General features: G+C 67.3%; 10 protein-coding genes. 4 read left to right on the top strand and 6 right to left on the bottom strand.

All coding sequences use genetic code 11. From position 1 onward, the window contains the following. Positions 1-37 precede the first annotated feature (37 nt). Positions 38-1,276: a metal-dependent hydrolase family protein gene (locus tag AC6HZP_RS21560; RefSeq protein WP_497524474.1), complete on the bottom strand. Its 1,239-nt coding sequence runs from the start codon at positions 1,274-1,276 to the stop codon at positions 38-40. Positions 1,277-1,377: 101 nt separating this feature from the next. Here AC6HZP_RS21560 and AC6HZP_RS21565 point away from each other — a divergent pair, with 101 nt between their 5' ends. The 4 genes from AC6HZP_RS21565 to AC6HZP_RS21580 all read left to right on the top strand — a co-directional run bounded on the left by AC6HZP_RS21565 (position 1,378) and on the right by AC6HZP_RS21580 (position 6,077). Then, entirely contained in the window at positions 1,378-2,589 is a 1,212-nt protein-coding gene (locus tag AC6HZP_RS21565) for an ROK family protein (RefSeq protein ID WP_497524475.1), read from the top strand. After that, positions 2,586-3,560 carry an ABC transporter permease gene (locus AC6HZP_RS21570; RefSeq protein WP_497524476.1) on the top strand — a complete coding sequence of 325 codons (975 nt, stop codon included), beginning with the start codon at positions 2,586-2,588 and terminating at the stop codon, positions 3,558-3,560. Before AC6HZP_RS21565 ends, AC6HZP_RS21570 begins: the two co-directional genes overlap by 4 nt. Before the next feature lie 31 nt (positions 3,561-3,591). Continuing rightward, positions 3,592-4,551 (top strand): sugar ABC transporter substrate-binding protein, encoded by a 960-nt coding sequence (locus AC6HZP_RS21575; RefSeq protein ID WP_497524477.1) that lies wholly within the window; start codon positions 3,592-3,594, stop codon positions 4,549-4,551. Positions 4,552-4,637: 86 nt separating this feature from the next. After that, a complete protein-coding gene (locus AC6HZP_RS21580) occupies positions 4,638-6,077 on the top strand; it encodes a sugar ABC transporter ATP-binding protein (protein ID WP_497526837.1) in 1,440 nt (479 codons plus the stop codon). 50 nt (positions 6,078-6,127) lie between these two features. On the opposite strand, the gene AC6HZP_RS21585 is transcribed toward AC6HZP_RS21580, so the two are convergent. The 5 genes from AC6HZP_RS21585 to aspT all read right to left on the bottom strand — a co-directional run bounded on the left by AC6HZP_RS21585 (position 6,128) and on the right by aspT (position 11,267). Further along, the gene (locus AC6HZP_RS21585; protein WP_201400972.1) at positions 6,128-6,292 is read right to left on the bottom strand and encodes a hypothetical protein; all 165 of its coding nucleotides are present in this window, start codon (positions 6,290-6,292) and stop codon (positions 6,128-6,130) included. Positions 6,293-6,413: 121 nt separating this feature from the next. Next, entirely contained in the window at positions 6,414-7,571 is a 1,158-nt protein-coding gene (locus tag AC6HZP_RS21590; RefSeq protein WP_497524478.1) for a hypothetical protein, read from the bottom strand. Positions 7,572-7,851: 280 nt separating this feature from the next. Next, positions 7,852-8,943 carry a calcium/proton exchanger gene (gene cax, locus AC6HZP_RS21595; protein ID WP_497524479.1) on the bottom strand — a complete coding sequence of 364 codons (1,092 nt, stop codon included), beginning with the start codon at positions 8,941-8,943 and terminating at the stop codon, positions 7,852-7,854. Between the two features lie 236 nt (positions 8,944-9,179). Then, the gene (locus AC6HZP_RS21600) at positions 9,180-9,491 is read right to left on the bottom strand and encodes a potassium channel family protein (RefSeq protein WP_497524480.1); all 312 of its coding nucleotides are present in this window, start codon (positions 9,489-9,491) and stop codon (positions 9,180-9,182) included. Between the two features lie 81 nt (positions 9,492-9,572). Next, the gene (aspT, locus tag AC6HZP_RS21605; RefSeq protein ID WP_497524481.1) at positions 9,573-11,267 is read right to left on the bottom strand and encodes an aspartate-alanine antiporter; all 1,695 of its coding nucleotides are present in this window, start codon (positions 11,265-11,267) and stop codon (positions 9,573-9,575) included. Positions 11,268-11,336: the final 69 nt, after the last annotated feature.

The following is an 11,336-nucleotide window of genomic DNA, read 5'->3' on the forward strand; positions in this document are numbered from 1 at the left end:
ACGAGGGCGCCCGCGCCCTCGTTCGCTACCGCGTCGACTAGATCGCGCTCCGCACGATCTCCCCCTGCTTCATGATGAAGACGGGGCCGGCAAGCGCCGTGAGATCGCCGGCATCCGCCGCGATCGCGACCAGATCCGCCGACTTGCCGGCGACGAGGCTGCCGGTCTCGGCCGCGAGGCCAAGCGCCTCCGCCGCCACGATCGTGCCGGCCCGCAGCGCCGCGTCCGGCGCCATGCCCCATTCGACGGCGAGCTCGAACTCCTTCGCCGCTGAGGCGAGCGGATGGGTCGGCCTGCCGATCAGGTCGGTGCCGAGCGCGAAAGGGATGCCGGCGGCAAGGCCGAGCTCGAAATCGCGGCGCATCGCCTGCCAGTGGCGCTCATAGACGTCACGTTCCCATTGCGGATAGCCGAATTCGTCATAGGCGGCGCGATGGAAATGCAGCTGCGAAATCGTCGTGACGACGATCTTGCCCGCGTCGACCAACCGGTCCCGCGTCGCATCGTCGATCGCATAGCCGTGCTCGATGATGTCGACGCCGCCGTCGAGGGCGAGATTGACCGCCGCCGTGCCGATCGCATGCGCGCTGACCAGCATGCCGTTCCGGTGCGCCTCGTCGACGGCGGCGCGGACTTCTTCGACGCTGTAGGTGGTGACCTGGCCATGGGGATCATCGCCCCAGGCGTGATAGCGATCGCGCGTGCCGCCCTTCGACAGGCCGAGCTTGATGAAATCGGCGCCCGAGCGCGCCCGCTCGCGCACCGCCTGCACGATCGCGTCGACGCCGTCGGCCGTCGCCCCCTGCCCCCGCGCCCAGGACGACGGCAGTGGCGGGGCGTCCCAGGTGCCGCCGGTCGACGAGATGAACTGCCCGGCGACGACGAGCCGGGGCCCTTCGATGTGCCCCTCGTCGATCGCCCGGCGAAGATCCGGCCCGACCGAGGAGCCGAGGCAGCGCGCCGAGGTGAAGCCGGCATGCAGCAGCTCGCGCAATTCGCCCGCTGCCCTCAGCGCGCGATAAGGCTCGCGCTCGGTATTCAGCGCGCCAAGTCCGGTGCTCGGCATGCCGAACGTATGCATATGCGCGTCGATCAGCCCCGGCAGCAGCGTCACGGCGCCGAGATCGATCGCGATCGCGCCCTCGGGCCTCGGCACGGCCGCGTCCGGGCCGGCGGCCACGATCCGCCCCGCCTCGACCAGCACCGCGCCGTTACGGCAGGGCTCGAGCGCGTCGCCGATCCGGATCTCGCGCGCGGCAATTCGGAAACTCGACATCGGATTCCAATTTGTTTGATTTTGGACTAATTTGATCTTTGATTTGATCGATATTGACAAAACTACGACGGCTATGCCACTGCAATTTTCAGGGGGAATTCATGGTCAAGGCTCGTTCACAGCATCGGCTGCGCAGCGCGGTTCTGGCGGCGCTCGAAGAGGCGCCACGGTCGCGCGCCGAAATCGCGCGCCTGCTCGCCGTCTCGCGCTCGACCGCCTCCAGCGCGATCGCCGAGCTGATCGAGGAAGGCATCGTCGAAACCGTCGACGACCATGTCCCGACCTCGCGGAAAGCGGCCGGACGGCCCGGCGAGCTGGTCGCGCTCAAGGCCCGGCACGCCTATCTGATCGGCATCGATTTCGGCCGGCTCAGCTTCAAGGCGGCGGTCTCCGACCTGAACTATCGCCTGATCGACGAGCTCGACTGCGCCTTCGACGTCGACATCTCGGCGGAGGCAGCGCTGGCGCTCGCGGTCGAGCATGTCGAGCAGCTGATCGCCCGCAACAACATCGACCGGCGGCGGATCGAGGCGGTCGGCATCGGCGTTCCCGGCCCGGTCGAAACAGCCACCGGCATGCTGCATCCGGGCTCGATCCTCGCGAGCTGGGTCGGCGCCGACATTCCGCGCCGGCTGTCGCAGAAGCTCGATCTGCCGGTCTACATGGACAACGACGCCAATCTCGGCGCGCTGGCGGAAAGCCGCCTCGGCGGCGCCGTCGGCTCGAAGATGATGCTCTATGTGCTGCTTTCGGTCGGCGTCGGCCTCGGCATCGCCATCGAGGGCGAGATTTTTCGCGGCGCCTACGGCATGGCGGGACAGCTCGCCCATGTCGTCACCGACGAGAACGGTCCGCTCTGCCATTGCGGCAGCCGCGGCTGCCTGGAGGCGCAGATCTCCGTCAACGCGCTCACCCGCTCGCTGGAACCGACGCACCGCGACATCGCGCCGGTCGAGATGCTGCGCCTCGCCGCCGAGGGCAGCCCCGGCCCGGCCCGCGTCGTCGCCGATGCCGGATCGATGGTCGGCCGCGCGCTCGGCGCGCTCTGCAATTATTTCAATCCCGACGTCATCCTGGTCGGCGGCGAGCTGACCCGCGCCGGGCCGGTCCTTCTCAACGCGATGAAGGAAGCGATGCGGCGGACCGCCATCTCGCGCGCCGTCGAGCATGTCGAGATCCGCCCCGGCGCGCTCGGCGACCGCGCGGAATTGTTCGGCACGCTGCTGTTTGCCCATGAACGGGCCCGGGCGGAACTGCGCGCCCGCCCCACCCTCACCGCGAATTCCGGCGCGATCGAAGGAGCCGCCTCATGACTTCCACCGACGCCGGTCGCCGCCGGCTCGCCCTGCCGGCCGGCGTCTCCTGGTCGAACTACGCCCTGCTCGCCATCTTCGTCGGGCTGGTCGTCGTCTTCTGCCTGACCGTGCCGCATTTCGCCACCTGGGCGAATTTCGCCAACGTCCTGCAGCGCAACTCGATCATCGGCATCGTCGCCTGCGGCATGCTGCTGATGATCATCCTCGGCGGCTTCGACCTCTCGGTCGGCGCGGTCGGCGCCGCCTCCTCGGTCGTCGCGGCGGCGCTGATCGTGCATGTCTCGATGCCGTTCGGCATCGTCGCGGCGCTGCTGCTCGGCCTCGGCGTCGGCCTCGTCAACGGCTTCTTCATCGCCAAGATCGGCATCAACCCGTTCGTCACCACGCTCGCGACGCAGGTGCTGGTGACCGGCATCATGTTCGTCGGCACGGCGGCGCAGCCGGTCTATGGCGTGCCGGAATCCTTCACCTGGCTCGGCCTCGGCCGCATCGGCCCGGTGCCGGTGCCGACCCTGATCTTCGCCGCGATCGCCATCCTGACCTGGGCAATCCTGCGCTTCACCACCTTCGGCCATCACATCTACATCGTCGGCGGCAACAAGCTCGCCGCCCGCCTCGCCGGCATCAATGTCGACCGGGTGACGATCCTCACCTACGGCCTCGGCGGCCTGTTCGCCGGCGTCGCCGGCGTCGTGCTGCTCGGCCAGACCAATATCGGCCAGCCGGCGAGCGCCGGCGACTGGCCGCTCACCGCGATCGCCGCCGTCGTCGTCGGCGGCGTGCCGCTCAGCGGCGGCGTCGGCAAGGTCGGCGGCGCCGTCCTCGGCACGCTGCTGCTCGGCGTCATCGCCAACGCCCTCAATTTGCTCGGCGTATCGCCCTTCTGGCAGCCCGCTGTCACCGGCGCGGTCATCCTGGTCGCCGTGGGCATCGACAGCTACCAGCGCCGCCGGCTCGAGCGGCGCTGACACAGAACTTCAAGAGGAGGAGAGAGTGACAATGAAGACTTCGATCACCCGACGCCTGATGCTCGGCCTGGCCGGCGCGACCATGCTCGCGCTCGGCGGCACCGCCCAGGCGGCCGACGCGCCGCGCATCGGCTTCATGATCTGGAACACCTCGGTTCCGTTCTATTCGAACCTGATCAAGACCGCCGAGCAGACCGCCAAAGACCTCGGCGTCGAGCTCAACATCCAGAGCGGCAATGGCGACCTCGCGACCCAGATCTCGGTCGTGCAGCAGTTCATCGCCCAGGACGTCGACATGATCCTGATCGCGCCGAGCGATCCGCAGGGCATCGTGCCGGTGATCCGCCAGGCGACCGCCGCCGAAATCCCGGTCATGGCCGTCAACACCACGGCCGACACCAGCACCGGCGCCAAGCTCGTCACCTATGTCGGCGTCGACGACTTCGCCTTCGGCCAGCGCCAGGGCGAGCTGCTCGTGCAGGCGGTCGGCGAAAACGCCAAGGTCGCCTACATCCTCGGCAAGCTCGGCACCTCGGCCCAGCTCGCCCGCGAGGCCGGCCTGATGGACACGCTGAAGGCGCATCCGGGCATCGAGATCATCGAGAAGCAGGCGGCCGACTGGGACAACTCCAAGGCCCTCGCCCTCACCCAGGATTTCCTGAGCAAGTACCCGCAGGGTTCGATCGACGCGATCGTCGACCAGGGTCCGGAAGGCGTGAACGGCGCCCAGTTCGCGAGCGAGAACGGCCGCACCGACGTCAAGTTCATCCTCGGCGACTACCCGGCCGACGTCCGCAACGCGATCATCAAGGGCACCGTGCTCGGCACCGTGAACCAGGACCCCGCCCCGCAGGGCAAGTTCGCGATCGAGAACGCCGTCAAGTATCTCTCCGGCAAGGCATCCGAAGTGCCGTCGCCGAACCACTATCTCGACCTGCCGATCGTCACCAAGGACAATGTCGAGCAGCATCCGGCAGCCTGGGGCGGCTGATCACCATGTCGGAAGGGACCCGCGCGATGCTATTGGACATGCAGCAGATCCGGAAAAGCTTTGGAGCCGGACCGGTCTTGCACGGCGTGAACTTCCAGCTCGCGCGGGGCCAGATCCACGCTCTTGTCGGCCACAACGGGGCCGGCAAGAGCACCCTGATGAAGACGCTGGGCGGCAATTTCGCCGATTATGACGGCCGCATCGTCATCGACGGCGTGGAAGTCGCGCTTCACACGCCGAAGCAGGCGCTCGAAAAGGGCGTCGCCATGATCTACCAGGATTTCTCGCTGATCCCGGATCTCTCCGTCGCCGACAATATCGGCCTCGGCCGCGATCCGCGCGGCGCCCTGCCCGGCCTGATCTCGCATGCGGCGCTGCGCAAGCGCTCGGCCGAGGAAGCAGAGGCAGTCGGCATCCGCCTGCCGATGGATACGCCGGTCCGCCATCTCGGCGTCGCCGAGCAGCAGCTGACCGAGATCGTCCGCGCCTGCTCGCAGAACGCCCGCATCCTCGTCATGGACGAGCCGACGGCCCGCCTGGCGCCGGCCGAACGCCGCCACCTCTTCGACGTCATGCGCAACATGGCGCGGAACCGCGGCGTCGGCATCATCTATATCAGCCATTTCCTCGAGGAGATCCGCGAGGTCTGCGACGCCGTCACCGTCATGCGCGACGGCCGGATCGTCGAGACAGGCCCGGCGGCAGACTATTCCGTACCGCAGCTGGCGCGCCTGCTCGTCGGGCATGACGACGTGACGGCCGGCACGCCGCCGACATCGCGGCTTCGTGCCGATGCGAAGCCGGTACTGACGCTCGAAGGGCTTTCCGTCGCCGGCCGGCCGCCGGTCGACCTCACGATCGCCGCCGGCGAGATCGTCGGCATCGCCGGGCTGATCGGCGCCGGCCGCACGCGCCTCGCGCGCGCCATCATCGGCGACGTCGCCGCCGAGGGCCGCGTCCGCCTCGCGGGTCGAGAACTCCGCCGCCGCACGCCGCAGCGTTCGGCGACGGCCGGCCTCGTCATGGTGCCGGAAGACCGCAAGGTCAGCGGCCTCGCGCTCGCCTCGGATATCGAGGAGAACATGGCGGCGACAGCGCTTTCCGGCCGCTTCTCACGCTTCGGCCTGATCCGCGCCCGCGAAAAGCGCGCGCTGGTCGAGAGCCTGATCGCCAAGTTCGGCATCCGCCCGCCGGATCGCAAACGCGCCGTCGGCACGCTCTCCGGCGGCAATGCCCAGAAGGTCCTGGTCGCCCGCGCCGTCGCGGCGCGGCCGAAGGCGATGATCCTCGACCAGCCGACCGCCGGCGTCGATGTCGGCGCCAAGGCGGAGTTGCACAAGATCGTCGAGCTGAGCGCCGCGGAGGGCGCCGCGATCCTGCTGATCTCCGACGATCTCGACGAAATCCTGGGCTTGAGCAACCGCGTCGCCATCATGGTCGGCGGGCGTATCCGCGAGATCCTGCCGCGCGAAAACCTCGATCGGGCGAGCCTGCTCGCCGCGATCAGCCAAGGCGCGCCGACCTGACCGCGCGCCGACCTGAACATCGGGCCGGCCAGCTCGAACGCCGCGCGCGGCTAGACCAGCTTGAACAGGCGAGCGCCGACCCAGACCAGCACGACCAGCAGCAGGATGCCGGACCAGACCCGCTCATTGCGCGCGAAGGTCGCAATGGCGAGACCGGCCAGCGCCAGCAGCGCCAGGACGTCGATGAAAACAAAGTAATCCGCTACGAAAGTCATCCCGATCTCCTGGGCCTCAATTGAAAACGGGAGCGCCTCATCGTTTCCCTGAAACGACGAAGCGCTCCGACTGTTGGTTGGGATTGTCCCGCGAAGCGGAAACCACTTCGCGGGAAATGCCCTAGCGCCGGAACCGCGTCAGGCGGTCGAGAATCGGAGCCCCTTCCGACGTTCCGCGCATCTCTATCAGATCGTTCAACGTGAAGATGCAGAGACCCTCGACCGGGCTCTTCTCCACCGCGTCGAGCACGCGGGAGAATTCCGGTCCGTCGATCACCGGAATGCGGCCGCGTCCGGCATGCATGCCCTCGAGATAGAGCGCCTTCGCCTGCACGGTGCAGATCGCCTTCGCGCCGCTCCGCGCGCGGATGTCGGTCGCAACATTCGCCGGCCATTCCGCCTCGCGGCCCATGATCTGGTGATAGGCCATCACCTCGAACACGTCGACGACCTCGGCGAGCGCGCGCGCGTCCTGGCCGAACACCTCGGTGACGCAATTGTCGAAATCATCGGCGAAGAAGGGCAGCGTGTTGATCGAGATCTCGACATCGCCCTTGACCGCGCGGACCGCATTGCGGATCCGGCGGATCGCCGCGACCGTCGTCTTGCATTTGTGCTCGGTCCACTCGGCGCGATGGTCGCGGGCGATCAACGCCGCCGCCGCGACCGGATCGGAGGTGTCGATCGTCAGACCATAAGCCTTGGCAAAACGATCGAGCGTCTGCGGCGCATAGCAATATTCCGGCTTGTCGGCGCGGCGGTCACCGGGCAACCAGGTTTCCCAGAAGCCGGGCCAGCGGATGAAGCCGAGATGCACGACATCCGGCGTCAGCGCGGCAACGCCCTTTTCGAGCAGGTCGATCTTGTGCGCGAGGTTGGCCTCGCGATCCGGCGGCACGCCGATATACCAGTCCTGCTTCTCCTCGACCTTGCCGAACTGGTCGATCGGCAACAGCTCCGGATGGGCGGCGATGTAGTCGGGATCGAAGCAGATATTGAGGCAGGAAAAATAGCCGATGCCGCGCGCGGCGAGCGCCTGGCGCACCGCGACATCGTCGAGGGTCGCATAGCGCGCGACATCCGCCGGCGTCACCCGGCTCGGCACCGCCGAATCTTGCATCGGCAAGTATCGGCTCTGGGCGATGACATAGCTGATGTTCCAGCTCGCCAGCAAATCGGCCAGTTGATCCGGCTCCATCCCATGCCGGATATACCAGTCGTTGTCATAGATCTTGACGCCACTACGCAGGTCGACCCTGCTCCCGCCCGTATGTGTCATGCGATTCTCTCTGAGGAATTCAGAATGATCTTGTCTCGCACAAGGAGAGGCGAGGATCAATCTTCCCGGCCATGCCGCAAGCGACATCTCGCTTGCACCCACAAATTTAGGAAATCGCTGGGGAAACAGGGGCGTTGGCCGGGGCGGTTTTGCCGGCCCGACCGGCCGCGCCGGAGCCGATTTCGACCGAATTCAGCGCAGTGATAAGCCGGCTAATTTTGGCACTGAGAGCGGTGTCCTAGCCCCTCAGGATCGGGCAGTTGGCGACGCTTCCGCCCCCTCAAAGCGCCTGCGGCGGCAGCAGGTAGAGAGTCATGGCGAAGACCAGATAGACCATCAGGATGAACACGCCGACGAACCAGGCCGAGCGTCCCGTGCTGGTCATCAGGAAGGCGGTTATCGTCGAGATCAGGACCATGATGACCGCGCCCGGCCAGAAGCGCAGATCCATCGGGGTCGGGCCGATGACATAGCTGAGCAGGACGAGCACCGGGGCGACGAAGAGCGCGATCTGGGCAGCACTTCCGAGCGCGATGCCGACGCTGAGATCCAGCCGATCCTTGCGCGCGCCGGAGAAGGCGGAGGCCATTTCGGCGGCGCCGCCGACCAGCGCGACGACGATGAAACCGACAAAGGCCGGCGTCATGCCGAAGGTTTTCGCCGCCTCCTGCACAGATTCGACGAAGACCTCGCTGGTCAACGCCACAAGAATAGTCACGCCGGCGAGCACCGCGAGCGCCAGCCCCAGCGGCCAGGTCGCCTCGCCTTCCTCGTGATGGGAGGTGCTGCCGAATACTTCGCGATGCGTCCAGAGCGAGAAGTAGAGCCCAAGCGCATAGGTGCCGATCAAGAGCACCGACAGGCCGAGGCTCAATTGCGCCGTGAACGGCGACCCGGCGGATTCCGCATCCGCGATCGCCGAGGGCGTCATGATCGCGATCGTCGCCAGGAACAGCAGGCAGGTCTGCAGGCGCGCGCTGTCGCGGTTGAACGTCTGCGTATGGTATTTGAGGCCGCCGAGCAGGAACGACGCGCCGAGCATGAAGAGCGAATTGGCAACGATCGCGCCCGCCACCGAGGCCTTCACCAGCGTGTATTGCCCGGCACTCAACGCGGCCAGAGCGATGATCAGCTCGGTCAGATTGCCGAGCGTGGCGTTGAGAAGTCCGCCGACGGCGTCGCCCGTCCGGGTCGCCACGGATTCGGTCGCGGAGCTGAGCAGCGTCGCGAGCGGCACGATCGCCAGGATCGAGAGCACGAAGAGAAGCGTGTGCGCTTCCGGCCGAACGCGCGCCAAGATGAGCACGATCGGCACGAAGACGAGGAGCCAGAGGATCGGATTGCCGCGGATTTCCTTGAGCAAGAGAGACATGGCCACGATCCGTCGCCTTCCTTTTTCAGGGATCGGCACCGCCGCGTCAGGCGGCGATCCGCCCCGTCCCAGCCCACCGATCGACCCGCCCTGCCGGGCCGGATTGTTTCATCGTTTCCGGAAATAGACGAAACAACATCACTCGATTTCCGGTCGCGATTTCTTTACGCCGATCCCTGACGACTTCGTTCAACGCCATTCCCGCATTCCGCAATCTGCGCGCCGCGCCGGCGTGACTATTGTTGTTCGGGATCCTCCGTCGCCCGCAGCGCCTGGACGCTGACGGCCGCGACGAGGCCGGTCAGCAGGATGCCGGAAAAGCCGATCGCGACGGCGAGCAGCCGCGCCGCGAGATGCTTCGGCGCCAGGTCGCCATAGCCGATGGTCAGACCGGTCACGAAGGTGAAATACATCGCCTCGTCGAGCCGCCAGCCTTCGATCCGCCCGACCAGGAAGCCCGATCCGACCATCGTGACCAGAACGCCGGAGAGGATCGGCCAGAGCACGTGAAGCTGACGCCAGAGCGCGACGAAGAAGATGTGCCGCATCTGCCGCGCTTGCCGCCGCTTGGGTTTGACAGGGGGTGCCAAGGGCATCGAACGCTCCCATCTTGCGTTTACGCCCCCCGTTCAACTGGCGATGATCCCGACGATCACCGTGCCCCATGTGGTCAAAAGGATGTGGCCGATCGGCACCGCCGGCGTATAGCCGAGGACGGCCACCGGGCTGCCGGAGCGATCCTGGATGGCCGCCATGCCAGCGGTCATGGTCTGCGCGCCGGCGAGGCCGCCGAGCAGCAGGATCGGGTTCATGCGGAGTAGATAGCGCCCGACATAGAGCCCGACGATCATCGGCATCAGCGTGACGACCATGCCGCCGAAAAGCAGCCCGATCCCCGCTTCGGCGAGGGCGGACGCGAAGATCGGCCCGGCATGCAGGCCCGTCATCGCGACGAAGGCGGCGAGGCCGAGCGCCGTCATCAGCGACACCGCCGCGTCCGGAATCCGGCCGAACAGGGGAAAGCGCGTGCGCAGATGGCCGACCACCAGCCCGGCGATCAGCGTGCCGACGCTCGTGCTGAGCGAGATCCGGAGGTCGCCGATCGGGAAGGTGACGAGGACGCCAACCAGTCCGCCGAGGAAGATCGCGAGGCCGAGCACGAAGAAATCCGTCGCCGTCGTCGGCGCGATGACGACGCCGATCCGCTTGGCGGCCTGCGACACCACCGGCGCCGGCCCGATCAGGCGCAGGATGTCGCCCCGCTCCAGCGCGACCCCGGGTCCGAGCGGGATGTCCTGGCCGCCGCGCGTGATGCCGGCGAGATAGAGGCTCCTCGCCCAGCTCGATTTCGCGAGGCCATCAAGGTTGCGGCCGGCGAGATCCCTTCGGGTCAGAAGCACTTCCACCGCGGCGACCGGGATATCCAGGAGCTCGCGATCCTCGACCTCCTCGCCGCGCGGATCGAGCACCTCCACCAGCGTCTCGCGCCGGCCGGATACCGCGACCACGTCGCCGGCCTCGATCCGAAGCTCCGGCGTTGCCTCCAGGATCGCGCCCTGCCGCCGGACGCGCTGGATGTACAGCCGGTGTTCCGGGAATTTCGCCTCGGCCGCCGCCGTCGTCAGGCCGACGACCGGCGCGTGTTCCGGGATCCGGTAAGCGCGCAGCTCGAACCGATGCCATGCCGAGCTGACGCCGGCCGGCGTGCGCTTGATGCCGAGCTCCTGCTCCAGCTTGAGCGATTCAGCGGTCAGGTCGATGCCGAGCAGCTTGGGCCCGACCACGCTGCAGAACAGGATGACGCCAATCGCGCCGAAGATGTAGCAGACGGCGTCCGCCACCGCGATGTGCGCCACCAGACGCGCCCGGTCGGCGTCGGGCAGCGGCAGCGCGTTGATGGCCTCCGTCGCCGTGCCCATGGCCGGGCTTTCGGTCAGCGAGCCGGAAACCAGCCCGGCGGCGAAGCCCGGATCGAGGCCGAGGATCTTGGCGACGACGATCGCCGTCACCAGGCCGGTCACACAGACGACGACCGCCAGCACGACGGGCTTCATGCCGTCGCGCTTCAAGGCCTGCAGGAATTGCGGCCCGACCGAATAGCCGATGCCGAAGAGAAACAGCAGGAACAGGAAGGATTTCGCCATGCCGGAGATCGGCACATCGGCGAACTGGCCGATCAGGATACCCGCGAACAGGGAGCCTGTGACCGGCCCGAGGCCGAAGCCGCCGATCTTGATCCCGCCAATCAGGTAGCCGAGGCTGATCGCGAAGAAGACGGCGAGCTCGGGATATCGAACCAGGAACTGCTCGAGCCACACCATCATCCGCCCCCTTGCTCCCCCTACCACGACCCGCGTCGCCCCTCGCGGGGTGCGAGCGGCCGGATCCGCCCC

This window comes from Kaistia sp. SLG-1 (assembly GCF_059699055.1).